14 protein-coding genes are annotated in these 17,638 nt (G+C 71.6%); 7 read left to right on the forward strand and 7 right to left on the reverse strand.

Annotated elements, in window-relative coordinates:
* Together ACH34S_RS40990 and ACH34S_RS40995 are read right to left on the reverse strand one after the other, a co-directional pair.
* A complete protein-coding gene (locus ACH34S_RS40990) occupies positions 1 to 639 on the reverse strand; it encodes an NUDIX hydrolase (RefSeq protein WP_395958336.1) in 639 nt (212 codons plus the stop codon).
* Complete coding sequence (locus tag ACH34S_RS40995; RefSeq protein WP_395958337.1) at positions 636 to 1,487, reverse strand: DUF6597 domain-containing transcriptional factor; 852 nt, start codon at positions 1,485 to 1,487, stop codon at positions 636 to 638. Before ACH34S_RS40995 ends, ACH34S_RS40990 begins: the two co-directional genes overlap by 4 nt.
* A 96-nt stretch (positions 1,488 to 1,583) precedes the next feature.
* Between ACH34S_RS40995 and ACH34S_RS41000 the strand changes: the two genes are divergently transcribed.
* Complete coding sequence (locus tag ACH34S_RS41000; RefSeq protein ID WP_395958338.1) at positions 1,584 to 2,162, forward strand: TIGR03086 family metal-binding protein; 579 nt, start codon at positions 1,584 to 1,586, stop codon at positions 2,160 to 2,162.
* Between the two features lie 65 nt (positions 2,163 to 2,227).
* Complete coding sequence (gene gltX / locus ACH34S_RS41005) at positions 2,228 to 3,628, forward strand: glutamate--tRNA ligase (protein WP_395958339.1); 1,401 nt, start codon at positions 2,228 to 2,230, stop codon at positions 3,626 to 3,628.
* Between the two features lie 20 nt (positions 3,629 to 3,648).
* Here the strand turns inward: gltX and ACH34S_RS41010 are convergent, their stop codons facing one another.
* Complete coding sequence (locus ACH34S_RS41010) at positions 3,649 to 4,317, reverse strand: two-component system response regulator (protein ID WP_395958340.1); 669 nt, start codon at positions 4,315 to 4,317, stop codon at positions 3,649 to 3,651.
* Positions 4,318 to 4,420: 103 nt separating this feature from the next.
* Positions 4,421 to 8,692: a HAMP domain-containing protein gene (locus tag ACH34S_RS41015; RefSeq protein WP_395958341.1), complete on the reverse strand. Its 4,272-nt coding sequence runs from the start codon at positions 8,690 to 8,692 to the stop codon at positions 4,421 to 4,423.
* A gap of 375 nt (positions 8,693 to 9,067) precedes the next feature.
* Here ACH34S_RS41015 and ACH34S_RS41020 point away from each other — a divergent pair, with 375 nt between their 5' ends.
* From ACH34S_RS41020 to ACH34S_RS41030, 3 genes are read left to right on the forward strand one after another with little or no spacing between them, the layout of a single operon-like run.
* Positions 9,068 to 11,341, forward strand: a complete 2,274-nt coding sequence (locus ACH34S_RS41020; RefSeq protein WP_395958342.1) for a SpoIIE family protein phosphatase — start codon at positions 9,068 to 9,070, stop codon at positions 11,339 to 11,341.
* A gap of 31 nt (positions 11,342 to 11,372) precedes the next feature.
* Positions 11,373 to 11,714, forward strand: coding sequence for an STAS domain-containing protein (locus tag ACH34S_RS41025; protein ID WP_132180925.1), 342 nt, complete (start codon positions 11,373 to 11,375; stop codon positions 11,712 to 11,714).
* A gap of 45 nt (positions 11,715 to 11,759) precedes the next feature.
* Positions 11,760 to 12,128 carry an ATP-binding protein gene (locus tag ACH34S_RS41030; protein ID WP_217919851.1) on the forward strand — a complete coding sequence of 123 codons (369 nt, stop codon included), beginning with the start codon at positions 11,760 to 11,762 and terminating at the stop codon, positions 12,126 to 12,128.
* A gap of 69 nt (positions 12,129 to 12,197) precedes the next feature.
* Here ACH34S_RS41030 and ACH34S_RS41035 read toward each other — a convergent pair whose 3' ends face one another.
* Complete coding sequence (locus ACH34S_RS41035; RefSeq protein ID WP_395958343.1) at positions 12,198 to 13,544, reverse strand: class II 3-deoxy-7-phosphoheptulonate synthase; 1,347 nt, start codon at positions 13,542 to 13,544, stop codon at positions 12,198 to 12,200.
* Positions 13,545 to 13,846: 302 nt separating this feature from the next.
* Entirely contained in the window at positions 13,847 to 14,857 is a 1,011-nt protein-coding gene (locus ACH34S_RS41040) for an RNA polymerase sigma factor RpoD/SigA (RefSeq protein ID WP_395958344.1), read from the reverse strand.
* Positions 14,858 to 14,987: 130 nt separating this feature from the next.
* Here ACH34S_RS41040 and trxA point away from each other — a divergent pair, with 130 nt between their 5' ends.
* Both trxA and ACH34S_RS41050 read left to right on the forward strand, forming a co-directional pair.
* Positions 14,988 to 15,341 (forward strand): thioredoxin, encoded by a 354-nt coding sequence (trxA, locus tag ACH34S_RS41045; protein WP_395958345.1) that lies wholly within the window; start codon positions 14,988 to 14,990, stop codon positions 15,339 to 15,341.
* Positions 15,342 to 15,472: 131 nt separating this feature from the next.
* Entirely contained in the window at positions 15,473 to 16,324 is an 852-nt protein-coding gene (locus ACH34S_RS41050) for a putative RNA methyltransferase (RefSeq protein ID WP_395958346.1), read from the forward strand.
* Here the strand turns inward: ACH34S_RS41050 and ACH34S_RS41055 are convergent.
* Positions 16,306 to 17,016, reverse strand: a complete 711-nt coding sequence (locus ACH34S_RS41055) for a hypothetical protein (protein WP_395958347.1) — start codon at positions 17,014 to 17,016, stop codon at positions 16,306 to 16,308. The genes ACH34S_RS41050 and ACH34S_RS41055 overlap by 19 nt on opposite strands.
* Positions 17,017 to 17,638 lie beyond the last annotated feature (622 nt).

The raw sequence follows: 17,638 nt of genomic DNA on the forward strand, positions 1-17,638 counted from the left end.
TCAGCTGCGGGTCCAGTCGGGCTGGACGAAGTCGGCGACCCTGGCGTGCCGTCCGAGCAGCACCACCTCGCGGAACTGCCACAGCATCGCGCCGGTCGGGGCGTGGACGCGCCAGTCCGGGGCCAGCCACATCTGCAGCAGGCGCCCGCCGTCCGGCTGCGGCACCCACCGGGGCGTGTCGTCGTCGGCGAGCCTGCGCAGGCTCGTGTGGTGGACGGAGTGGACCTCGTCCGGGCTCGGCACCAGCGGGCCCGGCGCGTCCAGCACCACCACGATCGGGGTGATCGCGAAGCCGGACGTGGCGGGGAAGTCGTCGAGCCTGCCGAGGACGTCGCCCGGCCCCGCCGCCAGGCCGATCTCCTCGCGCAGCTCCCGCAGCGCCGCCTCCTCGGGCGTCTCCCCGTCCTCCAGCCGCCCGCCGGGCAGCCCCCACTGCCCGGCGTTCCGGCCCTGGTACGCGCGCCTGATCAGGATCACCGAGGGGGAGCCGCCGTGCTCCACGACGCACAGCACCACCCCGGCGCGCTGCAGACCGGGCGCGTCCGGGACGGTCGTGTGCGCGAACGAACCGAGCCGTTCGGCGGCGACCGCACGGAAGGCCGTGAGGTCGCCGAACGGGTCGAGGGGGAGGTCCGTCATACGTCGATCTTGCCAGCCGCGCCATCGGCCCCGGCCTCCCGGGCGTAGCGCGCGGGCGGCGTCCCCACGGCGGCGGTGAAGTCGCGGGTGAAGTGGGCCTGGTCGGTGTAGCCCAGCTCGGCCGCCAGGCCCGCCCAGTCCACCGGCGTGCCCGCCTCGGCCCGCCCGGCCGCCTCCAGCATCCGATACCGCCTGATCACCCACTTCGGGCCGATCCCGACGTACTCGTGGAACAGCCGCTGCAGCCCCCGCGCGCTGAGCCCCACGTCGGCGGCGAGCTCGTCCACCCGCACCAGGGCGGGCAGCGCCGCGATCCGCTCGACGATCCGCGCGGCCCGCCCGATGGACGGGTCGTCCTCCGGACGCAGCCCGGTGAGGAATTCCGCCAGCCGCGCGACGGCGTCGTCCGCGCCGTCCGTCGCGAAGATCTCGGCGGCGAGCGCGCGGCCCGCCGCGCCGAACACCTCGTCCACGCCCACCATGCGGCCGGTGAGCGCCGAGACCGGCCCGCCCGCGAACGGCCGGAACCCGCCGGGCCGGAACCCCACCCCGACGACGCGCCCATCGCCGGCGATCTCCTCGACGAACTCGTCGCGCACCACCCCCACGATCCGGCCCCGGGTCTCTTTGCCGGTCCAGTAGTTCGTGAAGGTCATGTGGACGTTCGGCCGCGTGAGCACCTTCTGCCGGTGCGGAGCCCGGCCGCGCAGATCCCAGTGCAGCACCCAGAAGAACTCGACGAACGGGGCTAGCGCCTCCGGCGGCGCGATCCGTTCGACCTGGAACCGCTCCAGGCCCGTCCGCGCCCGCAGGATGCCTCGCGTGTCCTGGGGGAGGAGTCGTGCCATCACTTCAGGCTAGCCGTGTCGCGTTCCTACAAGACCGGACGCCGCCGGCCGCCTAACGTGCGGAACGTATTCGAACACGCATGCGAAGGAGAGATCGTGGACATCCGGAACCAGATGAATCCCGCCGCCATGGCCGCGGTGCGGATCGTCCGGCAGGTCCCCGAAGACCTGATGGGCGCGCCGACCCCGTGCCCGGACTGGGACGTCCGGGCCCTGATCAACCACCTCGTCCTCTGGATCGGCCGCGGCGAGAGCGCCGCCCGCAAGCTGCCGCCCGACGGCCCGGACGAGGGCCACGACTTCACCGCCGAGCCCGGCTGGGCCGACCGGTTCGAGGACCAGGCGCGCAGGGCCGCCGAAGCGTGGCAGGACCCGGCCGCCTGGGAGGGGAACACCAGCCTCACCGGCAACAAGGACGGCATGCCGGCCGGGTTCATCGCGGGGATCCTGTACGGCGAATGCGTCCTGCACGGCTGGGACCTCGCCGTCGCCACCGGGCAGGACCCCGGCTTCCCGCCGGAGACCGTCCAGACGGCCTGGGAGCAGACCCTCGGGACGGCGGAGATGGCCCGGGAGTACAAGCTGTTCGGCGAGGAGGTCCCCGTCCCCGAGGACGCGCCGCTGCTCGACCGCCTGGTCGGCCTGACCGGCCGCGACCCGCACTGGAAGCCGTGACACCTCGCCGCGGGCGCGAGCGGGTCCCGGCGCGAGCGGGGGCCCGCGCGCTCTACGCTTGAGGCATGTCTTCGACCTCTGCGATCCGTGTCCGCTTCGCCCCGTCCCCGACCGGCATCTTCCATGTCGGCGGCGCCCGCTCGGCGCTGTTCAACTGGGTGATGGCCGCGCAGTCGGGCGGGACGCTCGTGCTGCGGATCGAGGACACCGACGCCTCCCGCAACAGCCCCGAATGGACCGAGGGCATCATCCGCGCCCTGGCCTGGCTCGGGATGGACGGCGAGCAGTACGAGGGCCCCTACTTCCAGTCGGCCAACGCCGACCGGCACGCCGAGGCCGCCCAGACGCTGAAGGGCCAGGGCCGCGCCTACTACTGCGACTGCACCCGCGAGGCCGTCATCGCCCGCACCGGCGACCAGCACAAGGGCTACGACGGCTTCTGCCGCGACCGCGGCCTGGAGCCCGGCCCCGGACGCGCCCTCCGCTTCCGCACCCCCGACGACGGCCAGACCACCGTCGTCGACCTGCTGCGCGGCAAGCCCGTCTTCGAGAACGCCGTCCTGGAAGACTTCGTCATCGCCCGCGCCGACGGGTCCGTCACCTTCCTGCTGGCCAACGCCGTCGACGACATGAGCCAGGGCATCACGCACGTCGTGCGCGGCGAGGAGCACCTGTCCAACGCGCCCAAGCAGCAGCTGCTGTGGGAGGCGCTCGGCGGCGAGCCGCCCGTCTGGGCGCACGTCCCCGTCATCGTGAACGAGAAGCGGCAGAAGCTGTCCAAGCGGCGCGACAAGGTCGCGCTGGAGGCCTACCGCGACGAGGGCTACCTCGCCGACGCCATGCGCAACTACCTGATGCTGCTCGGCTGGGCCCCGTCCGGCGACCGCGAGATCGTCCCGTGGGACGTGATCGTCGACGAGTTCCGCATCGACGACGTCAACACCTCGCCCGCGTTCTTCGACGAGAAGAAGCTCCGCGCGTTCAACGGCGAGTACATCCGCGCGCTGCCGCCGCAGAAGTTCATCGCCGAATGCCTCCCGTTCCTCCAGGACGCCCCGTTCGACGTGGACGTCGCCGTGTTCGCCGAGCTGGCGCCGCTGGCGCAGACCCGGATCGCGCTGCTGTCGGAGATCGTCCAGATGATCGACTTCGCGTTCCTGGACGAGCCGCCGTCCGACGAGCAGTCGTGGAACAAGGCCATGAAGGAGCCCGCCGCCGCGATCCTCGCCGCCGCCGAGGCCGCCTACCAGGACGCGCCGTGGAACGCCGCCGAGCTGAAGGACCGGCTGGAGCGCATCGGCGCCGAGCACGGACTCAAGCTCGGCAAGACGCAGGCGCCCGTCCGCGTGGCCGTCACCGGCCGCACCGTCGGCCTGCCGCTCTTCGAGTCCCTGGAGATCCTCGGCCGCGACCGCACCGTCGCCCGCATAGCCGCGGCACGGGCGCGCCTCGCCGCGCAGGCATAGCCGTTGAGGGACGGCGGCGGTCAGGACGCGGGATCGTCGCCGTTCAGGGCGTGGCGGAGTTCGGTGAGGCGGCGGTCCAGCTCCTCGAACTCGCCGCGCAGCGACGCCGGGGCGCGCTTGCCGACGATCTCGGCCTGCTCCTCCACCGACATCAGCCGGTCGCCGACCCGGCCCGGCGGCGCGTCCCGCGGCCGGTCCGCGTCGCGTGAGGCCTTCGCGGGCCGCGCCTTCAGAAGCGTCGCCTGCTCGCGGAGCAGCGCGGCCTGCTCCCGCAGCAGGGTCGTCTGGTCGCGGAGCTGCTTGTTCTTGTTGTGCAGCTCCACGAACACCGACACCTTCGCGCGCAGCACCCATGGGTCGAACGGCTTGGAGATGAAGTCGACCGCGCCCGCCGCGTAGCCGCGGAACGCGTAGTCGGGGTCGCTGTTCACCGCGGTGAGGAAGATGATCGGCAGGTCGCGGGTCTTCTTGCGGCGCTTGATGTCGCGGGCCGTCTCGAACCCGTCCATGCCCGGCATGACGACGTCCAGCAAGATCACTGCGTACTCGTCGGTGAGCAGCGCCTTCAGCGCCTCCTCACCGGACCGCGCCCGGACGAGGTCCTGATCGAGCGAGCTGAGGATGGCCTCCAGCGCGATCAGGTTCTCCTCGCGGTCGTCCACGAGCAGGATCTTCGCCTTGTCGTCCACGCGCGTCCCTCCGATCCGGTCCCCGCCACTCCACGGCCGCGCCCCACGGCCACGACGACCTGCCTGCCACGACGACGCTGCCAGGCGTCTCCTCTCCCTCTCCTCAGCGGACGATGGAGGGTTGCAGCCAGTTCCTCATCACGTCAAGAAGATGGTCCACGTCGACGGGCTTCGGCACATAGTCCGACGCGCCCGACTCCAGGCTCTTCTCCCGGTCGCCCTTCATCACCTTCGCCGTGATCACGATAATGGGCAGCTCAGCGAACTGCGGCATCTCCCGGATCGCCGCCGTGGTCGCGTAGCCGTCCAGGCCCGGCATCATCACGTCCATCAGCACCACCGCGACGTCCGGGTTGCGGTGCAGGACGTCGATCCCGGCCTGCCCGTCCTCGGCGTACAGGACCTCCATCCCGTAGCCCTCAAGGACGCTGGTCAGCGCGAACACGTTCCGGACGTCGTCGTCCACGATCAGGACCTTCCGCCCGGAAAGGACGGTGTCGAGGAAGTCGGCCGGCGGCTCCTCCAGCAGCCCGTTCAGCCCGGACTCCTGCTCCCCGGGCCGCTCCCTGCCGGGCCGCTCCACCGGCAGCCCGTTCTCCCCGGCCTGGGCCGACACCGCGGCGCCGGTGATGCCGGGCAGGCCGCCGTTCGGGGCACCGCCCGGCAGCGCGGCCTCCTGCGCGGCCGCGACCTCGTCAGGCATCGCCGAGCGGCGGCGCCCGTCGCGCTCGCTGTACTGGGCGGGCAGGTAGAGCGTGAACACGCTGCCGTGGCCCGGCCGGCTCTCCGCGTGGATCTCGCCGCCGAGCAGCCGCGCGATGTTCCGGCTGATCGACAGGCCGAGGCCGGTGCCGCCGTAGCGGCGGCTGGTCGTCCCGTCGGCCTGCTGGAACGGCTCGAAGATCTCCTGCAGCTTGTCCGCGCTGACCCCGATGCCCGTGTCGATCACCCGGAACGCGATCACGTCCGGGGTGTTCCACAGCGCGGGCAGGGTGAAGTCGATGTCGCCGGCCCGCTCGATCACCAGCCGCACCTCGCCCTCGGCGGTGAACTTCACCGCGTTGGACAGCAGGTTCCGCAGCACCTGCTGCAGCCGCTGCTCGTCGGTGTTCAGCGTGGCCGGGACGTCCGGCGCGACCTCCACGCCGAACTGCAGCCCCTTGTCGACCGACAGCGGCCGGAACGTCGCCTCGACGTAGTCGACGAGCGCCGTCACCGCGATCCGCTGCGGATGCGCCTCCATCTTCCCGGCCTCGACCTTCGCCAGGTCCAGGATGTCGTTGATCAGCTCCAGCAGGTCGGTGCCGGAGTCGTGGATCGTCTGCGCGAACTCCACCTGCTTGCCGGTGAGGTTGCCGTCCTGGTTCTCCGACAGCAGCTTGGCCAGCACGAGCAGGCTGTTCAGCGGCGTGCGCAGCTCGTGCGACATGTTCGCCAGGAACTCCGACTTGTACCGCGAGGAGATCGCCAGCTGCTCGGCGCGCTCCTCCAGCGTCCGCCTGGCCTGCTCGATCTGGAAGTTCTGGATCTCGATCGCGCGGTTCTGCTGGGCCAGCAGCGCCGCCTTCTCCTCCAGCTCGGTGTTGGAGTGCCGCAGCTCGCCCTGCTGGCGCTGCAGCTCGTCCGAGCGCTCCTGCAGCTCCTGCGCGAGCCGCTGCGACTCGCCGAGCAGCGCCTCGGTGCGGGTGTTGGCGCGGATCGCGTTCAGCGTCACCCCGATCGTCTCGATCAGCTGGCTGAAGAACGCCAGGTGGACGTCGGTGAACCGGCCGAAGGAGGCCAGCTCGATCGCGCCGAGCACCTCGTCCTCGAACACGATCGGCAGCACGATGATGTTGACCGGGGACGCCTCGCCGAGCCCCGAGCCGATCTTGACGTAGTCGGCGGGCGCGTCGGCGATCAGCAGCGGCCTGCGCTCCTGCGCCGCCTGCCCGACGAGCCCCTCGCCCAGCGCGAACCGCGCGGCGGCCGGCTCTCCGGCGCCGCCGCCCCGGACGGCGCGGCCGCGCCGCGTCCCGTACCCGGCGATCAGCGCCAGCTCCGTCTCCTCGCCGCTGTTCTCCGCGAGGTAGAACGCGCCGTGCTGCGCGCTCGCCGTCGGCGTCAGCTCCCGCATGATCAGGTCGGCGACCTGCTGGAGGTCGCGGTGGCCCTGCATGAGCCCGCCGATCCGCGCCAGGTTGGTCTTCAGCCAGTCCTGTTCCTCGTTGGCGCGGGTCGTCTCGCGCAGCGTCGCGACCATCAGGTTGACGTTGTCGGACAGCTCCGCGACCTCGCCGCGCGCCTCGACGGTGATCGTCCGGGTCAGGTCGCCGGTGGCGACCGCGCTCGCCACCTCGCCGATCGCGCGGACCTGGGTGGTCAGGTTCCCGGCGAGCTCGTTGACGCTCTCGGTCAGCCGCTTCCAGGTGCCGGACACGCCCTCGACCTCGGCCTGCCCGCCGAGCCGCCCCTCGATGCCGACCTCGCGGGCGACGCGGGTCACCTCGGACGCGAACGACGACAGCGTGTCGACCATCGTGTTCAGCGTCGTCTTCAGCTCCAGGATCTCGCCCTGCGCGTTCACGTCGATACGGCGGGTCAGGTCGCCGTGCGCGACCGCCGTCGCGACCTGCGCGATGTTGCGGACCTGGTAGGTCAGGTTGGACGCCATGCCGTTGACGTTGTCGGTCAGGTCCTTCCACATGCCGCCCGCGCCGGGCACCCGGGCCTGGCCGCCGAGGCGTCCTTCCGTGCCGACCTCGCGGGCGACGCGGCTGACCTCGTCCGCGAACGCCGACAGCGTGTCGACCATCGTGTTCAGCGTCGTCTTCAGCTCCAGGATCTCGCCCTGCGCGTCGACCTCGATCTTGCGGCCCAGGTCGCCCTGCGCGACGGCCGTGGTGACCTGCGCGATCCCGCGGACCTGGTTGGTCAGGTTGTTCGCCATCGAGTTGACGTTGTCGGTCAGGTCGAGCCACACACCGCCCGCGCCTGGCACGATCGCCTGGCCGCCGAGGCGTCCTTCGGTGCCGACCTCTCGGGCGACACGGGTGACCTCGGACGCGAACGCCGACAGCGTGTCGACCATCGCGTTCACGGTGTCCTTCAGCTCCAGGATCTCGCCCTGCGCGTCCACCGTGATCTTCTTGCCGAGGTCGCCCTGCGCGACCGCGGTGGTGACCTGCGCGATGTTGCGGACCTGGTAGGTCAGGTTGGACGCCATCCCGTTGACGTTGCTGGTCAGGTCCTTCCAGACGCCGCTCACGCCGGGCACCCGGGCCTGGCCGCCGAGGCGGCCCTCGGTGCCGACCTCGCGGGCGACGCGGGTGACCTCCGCTGCGAACGCCGACAGCGTGTCGACCATCGTGTTCACGGTGTCCTTGAGCTGGGCGATCTCGCCCTGCGCGTCGACCGTGATCTTCTTGGCCAGGTCGCCCTCGGCGACGGCCGTGGTGACCCGCGCGATCCCGCGGACCTGGTAGGTCAGATTGTCGGCCATCGCGTTGACGTTGTCGGTCAGGTTCTTCCAGACGCCGCTGACGCCCGGCACGTTCGCCTGCCCGCCCAGCTGGCCCTCCGTGCCGACCTCGCGCGCGACACGGGTCACCTCGTCGGCGAACGCCGACAGCTGGTCGACCATCGTGTTCACGGTGAGCTTCAGCTCCTGCAGCTCACCGGTCGCCTCCACCGTGACCTTACGGGTCAGGTCGCCCTTCGCGACCGCGGTGGTCACCTCGGCGATGTCGCGGACCTGGGACGTCAGCCGCGCCGCCATCACGTTCACCGACGCGGTCACGTCCCGCCAGCGGCCCGTCATCCCGCGCGCCGGGGCCTGGCCGCCGAGCCGCCCCTCCGTGCCGACCTCCCGGGCGAACTGCGTGACCTCCCAGGTGAACTGGTCGAGCAGCTCCACCATGCCGTTGACGGACTTGGCCATGCGCAGCAGCTCCCCGCGCATCGGCCTGCCGCGCACCCGCAGCTCGACCCGCTGGCTCAGGTCGCCGGCCGCGACGGCCTCCACGACCTGGCTCATCCCCGTCGACAGGTCGGTCAGCTTGTCGATGATGGCGTTGGCGTCCTCGACGGCGGCCGCCCAGGTGCCCCGCAGCGTTCCCGGCGTGAGCCGCCCCCGCAGCTGCCCCTCCCGGCCGATCTCCCGCCGGACGCGGGCCAGCCCCGAGGACAGCTCATGTCCGTTCTGCCGGATCTCCTCCAGGATCGCCGCGGCCTCGGCCACGGCTCCCTCGCCCGGCACGGTCAGCTCGGTCTTCGCCTTCCCGTCCCGGACGGCGATGAGCGCCTTGAGGAGCGGTTCGAGATCGGCGTCGCTGTAGCGCGGTGCGGTGTCGCGGTACCCGCCGGATGGGCGGGCGCGAGACGCGGTACGCGGCATGCTCTTCATCCTCCTGGCCCGCGATTGTCGGCATCCGGAAACGGCGGCGGACGCCCGGATGGCACGGACTCCTTCCCTGGGCCTTCTCCTGGCCGCACCCTGTACTCTACGTCGCCCCGCGGCACTGGAACGGTCCTCACGCCGCGGTGAACGGACGGCAATGACCGTGCATCCTTCCTTGTAGCCTTCGTGTTACGGTCTGTCGTGTTGTGGCATGGGGTCGCATGCCGAGCCGGACACATCGCTCCGCTTCTCGGTGCACGGTTCCCGCGATCACGCGGCCGGCGGACCGGACACGATGGCCGGTCTGGCACGATGGCCTCACCGGGTCACGATGGCCGGCCGGGTACTGATGCTTCGAACGAGGGACGGCAGTTGGATCGGCAGACGGCGTCGGCGACCTTCCCGTCCGCCGCCGCGGCGGTGGCGGACGCGCGCCGCTTCGTCCGCAAGGTGCTCGCCGACTGGGGCATGGACGAGGTGGCCGACGACGCCGTCCTCGCCACCAGCGAGCTCGCCACCAACGCGATCGCCTACGCCGGCACGTCCTTCGAGGTCTCCTGCCATCTGGAGGAGGGCGACGTCAGGATCGAGGTCCGCGACCGGCACCCGACCCGGGGCATCGAGATGCCCGGCGTCACCGCCTCCAGCGGGCGCGGGCTGCCGTCGATCGCCCGCCTCGCCGCGTCCTGGGGCGTCTCCTACGACAGCCGCACCAAGGGCGTCTGGTTCCGGCTGCCCCGGCCCGGCGCCGCCACCGGCCCCACCCTGGCCGGAGAAGACACCGAACCCGATTCGGCCTCCGCTGCCGAATCGCCGGGCGGCCGCGCCGCCCGGACCGAGGCCGCCCGCGAATGGGCCCGCGAGCGCATCGCCCGCGACGGCGGCGGCGAGCCCGCCCGCGACGGCGCGGGCCACGGCGGCCAGGCCAGGGAGAGCAGGCTCGCCGAAGGCGTCGGGGAGGTCCCCGTCGCCGGAGACCGCCTCCTGCGCTCCCCGGCCGCCCTGGAATCCATGGAGGACGGCGTCGCCACCGTCCGCGAGGTCCTGGGCGCCGAGGGCGCGGCCGTGCTGCTGACCGAGCGCGACGGCCGCCTGATCATGGGCGCCTCCGCCGGGACCGCCGCCGAGATGCCCCTCGGCGAGCTGTCGGTGGCCGGACTCGGCCCCGCCGCCCGCGCCGGCTCCGCCTGGGTCGCCGCCGACGCCTCCGATCCGACCGCAGCCGCCCTGCAGGCCCGGTCGCTGGCCGCCGCGCCGCTGGAGTCCCAGGGACGCCTCACCGGGCTCGTGGTGGCCGTCTCGTCCGTTTCCGGCCGCTTCACCGAGGCCGACGGCGTCCGGCTCGGCCGCCTCGCCGACGAGATGTCGCTATCCCTGGAGAAGGCCAGGGTCGGCGAACTGGAACGGTCCTGGCGCGGCTGGCTCAGCTTCGTCGCCGAGGCCAGCGACCTGCTCGCCGGAACCCTCGACCAGGAGCGCACGATGGCGCTCGTCGCGCAGCTCGTCGTGCCCCGCCTCGCCACCTGGTGCGCCGTCTACACCGTCACCGAGGCCGAGCCCGACCGGCTCGCCTACGTCTGGCACGCCGACGAGAACCGCGCCGACGGCCTGCGCGAGCTGCTCGAACACGCGGGCGCCGCCCCGCCGACCGACGTTCCCGGCCCCTGGACCGGGCTCGCCACCGCGCCCGACGACGTCCGCGCCGCCGCCGGCGACACCGCCGCCGACCAGGTCTACGCGTTCCCGCTGATCGCCCGCGGCCGCCGCATCGGCACCATCGTCATCGGCCGCCCGTCCGGCGACCGGTTCCCGCGCAGCGCGGTCGAGCTGGCCGAGGAGCTCAGCCGCCGCGCCGCCCTCGCCGTCGACAACGCGCGGCTGTTCTCCGCCCAGACCGCCATGAGCAGCGCCCTCCAGCGCAGCCTCCTGCCACCCGGCATCCCCGAGATCCCGGGCCTGGAGGTCGCGGTCGTGTACGAGCCCGCGGGGGAGGGCAGCGAGGTCGGCGGCGACTTCTACGACGTCTTCGAGAGCGGGGCACGGCCCGGCGGCCCCGCCCCCGCGACCCGCTGGCGGTTCGCCATCGGCGACGTCTGCGGCACCGGCCCCGAGGCCGCCGCCGTCACCGGCCTCGCCCGGCACGCCCTGCGCATCCTCGCCGCCGAGGACATGTCCGTCCCCGCCGTGCTCGGCCGCCTCAACCGGCTGATCCTCGGCGAGGGCGAGCGCGGCCGGCTGCTCACCCTGCTGCACGGCGAGATCGCCGCCCGGCGCCGCCGCGACGGCGTGACGATCAGGCTGACCAGTGCCGGACACCCGCCGCCCCTGATCCTCGACCCGGACGGCGGCGTCCGCGAGGCCGCCTCGCCGCAGCCGCTGCTCGGCGTCTTCGACGGCGTCGAGTTCCACACCGACGCTGTCGACCTCCGGCGCGGAGAAGTCCTGCTCTGCGTCACCGACGGCGTCACCGAGCGCCGGTCCGGGAACCGGCTGCTCGGCGACGGCCACGGGCTCGAGCGCCTCCTCGCCGGCTGCACCGGGCTGAGCGCGGGCGCCGTCGCCGCCCGCATCCAGCGCGCCGTGCGCGACTTCGGGCCTGAGCCGTCGAACGACGACGTTGCCCTCATCGTTCTGCGGGCGTCATGATGGAGACCAACAATCGGTAAGGTGGGGTGGCGTGGGGCTTGCCTTGCACACGACACGAACGGACGGCCGCGCGACGATCGCCGCGCGCGGCTCGATCGACCTGCACTCCTCCGACGAGCTCCGGTCCAGGCTGACCGAGCTCGTGGACGCCGGTGAGCGGGCGGTCGTCGTCGACCTCACGGCGGTCGACTTCTGTGACTCCTCTGGTCTGAACGTCCTCGTCCGGGCGTACAAGCACGCGCGCGCGCAGAACGCGACGCTGACCGTCACCGGCGCCTATGGCCGGGTCGAGAACGTGCTGCGGACCACGGGCCTCGATCGCTTCCTGATCGAAGGCCCAGCGGAGGAGGCTCCCGCCGATGGAGGACGGTGAGGAAAACGCTATGAAGAACGGCGAGCGGGCGGGGTGACCGACCCGATGACCGAGACGACACTGCGGGCCGCGCCCCAGACCGAGGCGGTCGAGTACGCCAGGCGCCTCGCCGCCCGCACCATGCGCACCTGGGCCCTGATGGACCGCGAGGAACTCGTCACCGCGATCGTGGCCGAGCTGGTCGCCAACGCGGTCCGGCACGCCGGGACGGCGCTGGAGCTGCGGCTGCTGCGCGGCAGCGGCCGGATCCGCGTCGAGGTCCGCGACCGCGCGGCCCAGCTCCCGCGGCTGACCGTCCCCGGGCCGCTCGACGAGTCGCACCGCGGCCTGTTCATCGTCGACCGCTTCGCGAACTCCTGGGGCGCGGACCCGGTCACCGGCGGCAAGGTCGTCTGGGCGGAAGTCGACATCTAGCCCCCGCGGCGTCCACTTTCCTCCGTGGAACGTGCCGCCGCGGAAGGCTTCGCGCCGTGCGTCCTATGCTCAGGCGGACTTGCGGTACAGCTCCGCAACCATGAACGCCAGGTCCAGCGACTGGCCCCGGTTGAGCCGCGGATCGCACGCGGTCTCGTACCGCTGGTGCAGATCGGTCTCCGCCAGGCCCTGCGCCCCGCCGACGCACTCGGTGACGTCGTCGCCGGTGAACTCGATGTGGATGCCGCCCGGATGCGTCCCGAGCGCCCGGTGGACCTCGAAGAACCCGGCCACCTCGTCCAGGACGTCGTCCAGCCGCCGCGTCTTGTGGCCGCTCGGCGCCTCGAAGGTGTTCCCGTGCATCGGGTCGCACAGCCACGCCACCGGGGCGCCGCTCTGGTGCACCTTCTCGATCAGCGGCGGCAGCGCCTCCCGGATCCGCCCGGCGCCCATGCGGGTGATGAACGTCAGCCGGCCCGGCTCCTGATCGGGATTCAGCCGCTTGATCAGCGCGAGGGCGTCGTCGGCGGACGTCGTCGGCCCGAGCTTCACCCCGATCGGGTTGCGGATGTGCCGCAGGAACTCGACGTGCGCGCCGTCCAGCTGCCGGGTGCGCTCGCCTATCCACAGGAAGTGCGCGGACACGTCGTACGGCAGGCCGCTGAGGCTGTCGATCCGGGTCAGCGCCCGCTCGTACTCCAGCAGCAGCGCCTCGTGGCTGGAGTAGAACTCCACCTCGTGGAACTCGTCGGGGTCGGCCCCGCACGCCTTCATGAACGTCAGCGCCCGGTCGATCTCGCCCGCGAGCCGGTCGTAGCGCAGCCCCGCCGGGCTGTGCGCCACGAAGTCCTGGTTCCAGGCGTGCACCTGCCGCAGGTCGGCGTACCCGCCCTTCGTGAACGCCCTGCACAGGTTCAGCGTCACCGCCGAGCAGTGGTACGCCTTCAGCAGCCGGTTCGGGTCGTTGCGGCGGGACGCGGCGTCGAAGCCGAGCCCGTTGACCGCGTCGCCCCGGTACGCGGGCAGCTCCACGCCCCCGCGCACCTCGACCGGCTTCGACCGCGGCTTGGCGAACTGCCCCGCCATCCGGCCGATCTTCACGACCGGCACGCTGGCGGCATAGGTGAGCACGACGGCCATCTGCAGCAGCGTCTTCAGCTTGTTCTTCACCGCGTCGGCGTTCGACCCCGCGAACGTCTCGGCGCAGTCGCCGCCCTGCAGGACGAACGCCTCGCCGCGCGCGACGTCCGCGAGCTGCGCCTTGAGCTGGTCGCACTCGCCCGCGAACACGAGCGGCGGCTGCGCCGCCAGCTCGGCCGCGACCGCGCGGAGCTCGTCGGGATCGTCCCACTCGGGCTGCTGGAGGGCGGGGAGGTCGCGCCAGGCGTCCAGATCCCCGATGGCGGGTGTACTCACGCTGAAAGGTTATGGCACGCCCGGCCTTGCCGGACGACCTGTCCGGGTGCAACCACAGCCCGAACCGGAAACAGAACGCGAACAAGCGAAGACACAGGCTAATGAGAAGTGGGATGAACACACAACGACGTCGTTCGCACACGTAGAGACATGGCACGAACAAACAAGGTCCCGGCACGAAACCCATGGAGGGCATGGCCGGGAAGACGCGACCGGACGGGGCGTGACGACAAAGAACGGGCGGCCCCGGGGTCTGCGGGGCCGCCCGTTTGTCGTTCAGGGGAGGTGGTGCCGGACCGTGCTCAGGCCGCCCGGCTTCCTGCCGCCGTGCGAACGCGTTCGGGGGCGGGGGGCGAGCCGCCCGCCAGCGTCCGGCGGCCGCTCAGGTCGGCGTCGCTCGCGAGCTGCCGCAGCCGCCGCAGCGAACGGTCGGTGATCTGCCTCACCCGGTTGTGGCTGAGGCCGTATCTGGCGCCGATCTGCGCGTACGAGAGCGGCTGGCCGTTGTCCATCCCGAAGCGGGCCCGCAGGATCGCGGACTCGCGTTCCGGCAGCCGGTCGAGGAGCCGGCCGAGGCCCTCGATGTCGTCCAGCGCGAGGATCTCGGCCTCGGGCGTCACGGCGTCGGGATCTTCGAGCAGGTCGCCCATCGGGGTCTCGCCCGCGTCGTCGACGGTCGCGTCCAGGCTCGCCGGGTCGCGCCGCCAGCGCAGCAGCTCGTCCACATGGTCGGCGTCGGCGCCGAGCACGCCGGCGAGCTCGTCGCGGGTCGGCTCCCGGCCGAGCTCGCGGCCCAGCTGCCGCTCCGCGCGGCGCAGCCGCGAAAGCTCCTCCTCGACGTGGACGGGCAGCCGGATCGTGCGGGCGGTGTGGCTGAGCCCGCGGCCGATCGCCTGCCTGATCCACCAGGTGGCGTATGTGGAGAACTTGAAGCCACGGCGGTAGTCGAACTTCTCCACCGCGCGCATCAGCCCCAGGTTCCCCTCTTGAATGAGGTCGATGAGGGGCAACGAGTCGGTCGGGTATTTCCGGGCGATCGAGACCACGAGCCGCAGATTGGCCTCGACGAAGCGCTGCTTGGCACGCAGCCCCGCCGCGGTCAACTCTTCCAGCTCCTCGCGGGACACGCCCTTGGGCACGTTCCCATCTTCGAGGAGTTGTTCGGCGTACAGGCCCCCTTCGATCGCCTTGGCCAGATCGACCTCCTCCTGCGCGTCGAGCAGGGGGGTGCGGCCGATCCGGTCCAGGTACGCCCCAACGAGGTCCTTGTCGGGGACGTCGACCCTGTCGCCCTTGGTACGGGTTGCAGCCATCCTGACCCTTCTCCGGTGCGATCTCCCTAAGAGGAGAACGCTAATTACCGCTCTGTGATTCCCGGGTGGGGAATACTGCGAACCTGTCAGCCGCTCTAGGTCCTGATACCCCGACTGAGGAGAAACCGACATGGCGACGGTCACACTCACCGCGAAGAACTTCGATGAGGTCGCCCAGGCGGACGGCATCGTCCTGATCGACTTCTGGGCGGACTGGTGCGGACCGTGCAAGAGGTTCGCGCCCGTGTTCGAGCGGTCCGCGGGCAAGCACGACGACATCACCTTCGGCAAGGTCGACACCGACGCGGAGCCGGAGCTGTCGGAGCGCTTCGGCATCCGGTCGATCCCGACCCTGATGGCGATCCGCGACGGCATGATCGTCTTCGCCGAGCCCGGTGCGCTGCCCGAGTCGGTGCTGGAGAACGTGATCGAGCAGGTCAAGGGCCTCGACATGGAAGACGTCAAGCGGCGCGCCGAGTCCTGAAACGCGTCCCGTGGCAGCGCGCTCACCAGCGGTGATGGATGGCCTGCCCGGGAAGACCCGCTGACGACCGGACGGCGCGAGGGCGGCGCGACGGCAAAGAACCGTGCGGTACCGCCCGTTCCGAGGCCATCATGCAGGATGATGGACGCGTGCTCGCCGATGTCGTCCAATACCTGGTGTGCCCCGTGTGCGGAGCGGATCTCGAACTGGCTGACCGCGGACTGCTCTGCCCCGCCGGGCATACCTTCGACATCGCCCGCCAGGGCTACGCGAACCTGCTGCCCGGCAACGCCCGGCCGGGAACGGCCGACACCCCCGAGATGGTCCGCGCGCGCGAGGAGTTCCTCAGCGCGGGCCACTTCGCGATACCGGCGGACCGGCTCGCCTGGAGCGTTGCACGCGTCCGGCCGTCCTTCGTTGTCGACGCGGGCGCCGGAACCGGCCACTACCTGAGCCGGACGCTCGACCGCTCACCGGACGCGGTCGGTCTCGCACTCGACATCTCCAAGCACGCCGCACGCCGCGCCGCCAAGGCCCATCCACGCGCCGGAGCCGTCGTCGCAGACCTGTGGCGGCCCCTGCCCCTCCGGAACGGCGCCGCCGACACCATCGTCAACGTCTTCGCACCGCGCAACGCGGCGGAGTTCCACCGAGTCCTCAACGACGACGGGCTGCTCTTCACGGTGACGCCCTCGCCCAGGCACCTCGGCCCGCTCGTGGAGTCACTTGGGCTCCTCTCGATCGACAAGCGCAAGACCGAACGCACGGACGCCGCACTCGCCGGATACTTCAAGCTGGACTCGCGCCAGGAACTGGAGACCGAGGCCGTCCTGACACACGAGGAGATCGTCACCCTCGTGGGGATGGGGCCTAGCGCGCACCACGTACCGGCTGAGCAACTGCGGGAACGGCTGGTGCGCCTACCCGACCCGCTCCCGGCGCCTCTGTCCTTCGTCCTGTCGACCTACCGCCGGCTGGAGTAGGCGCGAGTGCACCTCCTGGTGAGCTCAACGATCACCTGTGGAACCTCACCCGGTCGCGTCACATCCTCCACTCCGGCCACGTCGCCGGCTTGGAAACTGAACGAGGCCGAGACCCCGCGGACCCGTCCGGCCAGCAGGACACGCTGAAGGGCCTGACCCGCCCGAAGCCATTGCGCGGGTGAGTCACCGTAGGTGGCCAGTACACCCCGCTGACTCGCCGCCCCATGCGCGGTGGGCAACGGCCGGAACCTCACACCTTCCAGCCTTGCCGCCCCTGCAAGCTCATTGACGACGGCGACGCGCGGCCGTTCCCCGACCGCCGGCCGGGCAACGGTGAAGGCCCGAAGCGACGCGGCGTAGAGCAGCCGCTCCTCGCGCGTTATCCGGTGACGGCCTGCGAGGCGCACCGCAGCGAGCACTGACGGACGTCCGGCATCCGGGAGCAACCGGACCACCGCCGCACGCCCGAGCTGGACGGCCGCAAGACGCAGGTTCACCAGCGCCGCCCCGCCGGCGAGGTGCAGCTCCCGGCCCAACGGGTCGCGCGGCGGCCGGAACCTGACGGGATCGACGTGCAACTCGATCAACCCCGGGACGACACTGAACCGCCAGGCGTGCACCTCGTGGACCGTCGGTCCCATCGTCGCGGCGACGACCAGTCGTTCCGCCGAGGCCCTGATGGCGACGGGCACGCTTCCTCCAGAACTCGACCGGCCGTCCTGCCGGGAGCCATCGCACACCCACGACGCCGGACCCGGGCAGTACGGCCCGCGCACAGTACCTCGTGCCGCTTCACCCCCGAGGAGAGGCGGGCGCCGACGATTTGACGGCCGAAGCCGAGGACCCTAATGTCTCTCCTGCCCCGAGGGACGCGGGACGCCACTAGGCGGCCGGTCTCGGGAAACGCAGGCTTCAGAAAACGGCTCGGGCATCGCTCGGACTGATGTAAGATGGCCTGCACAGCCTAAGACGGGATGCAGGACGCCGGAAGGTGGCCGGCCCGTAGGGCACCTCCCATCGAAGCGATCTTGGCGGGTTCTTCGCCTGCGGGTTCGTTGACGTGTGGGAACTCGGTTCATCTGCCTCCGTCGAAAAGATCTTCCCGGATCTGCTTGACAGCGGCGGCGAACCAGGTAAGTTAGAAGGGTTGCCCCGGAGCCGGGGCCCGCGGAAGCGGGTTCACGGCGCGGTGGGTGTCCGTTTCTTGAGAACTCAACAGCGTGTTAAAAGCCAGTGCCTTTATACGGCCCGGTCCTGCTTTTGCGGGGGTTGGGTCGTCCCCGTGGGCTGTCTTCGGATGGTTCAGGGATTTCT

This window comes from Actinomadura sp. 3N508, assembly GCF_044326375.1.
In the GTDB taxonomy this organism is placed as follows: Bacteria; Actinomycetota; Actinomycetes; order Streptosporangiales; family Streptosporangiaceae; genus Spirillospora.

Coding starts and splice junctions, on each gene's coding strand:
- ACH34S_RS40990 (WP_395958336.1), bottom strand. CDS start 639: ATGACGGACCTCCCCCTCGACCCGTTCGGCGACCTCACGGCCTTCCGT.
- ACH34S_RS40995 (WP_395958337.1), bottom strand. CDS start 1,487: ATGGCACGACTCCTCCCCCAGGACACGCGAGGCATCCTGCGGGCGCGG.
- gltX (WP_395958339.1), top strand. CDS start 2,228: ATGTCTTCGACCTCTGCGATCCGTGTCCGCTTCGCCCCGTCCCCGACC.
- ACH34S_RS41015 (WP_395958341.1), bottom strand. CDS start 8,692: ATGCCGCGTACCGCGTCTCGCGCCCGCCCATCCGGCGGGTACCGCGAC.
- ACH34S_RS41030 (WP_217919851.1), top strand. CDS start 11,760: ATGACCGAGACGACACTGCGGGCCGCGCCCCAGACCGAGGCGGTCGAG.
- ACH34S_RS41040 (WP_395958344.1), bottom strand. CDS start 14,857: ATGGCTGCAACCCGTACCAAGGGCGACAGGGTCGACGTCCCCGACAAG.
- trxA (WP_395958345.1), top strand. CDS start 14,988: ATGGCGACGGTCACACTCACCGCGAAGAACTTCGATGAGGTCGCCCAG.
- ACH34S_RS41050 (WP_395958346.1), top strand. CDS start 15,473: ATGCAGGATGATGGACGCGTGCTCGCCGATGTCGTCCAATACCTGGTG.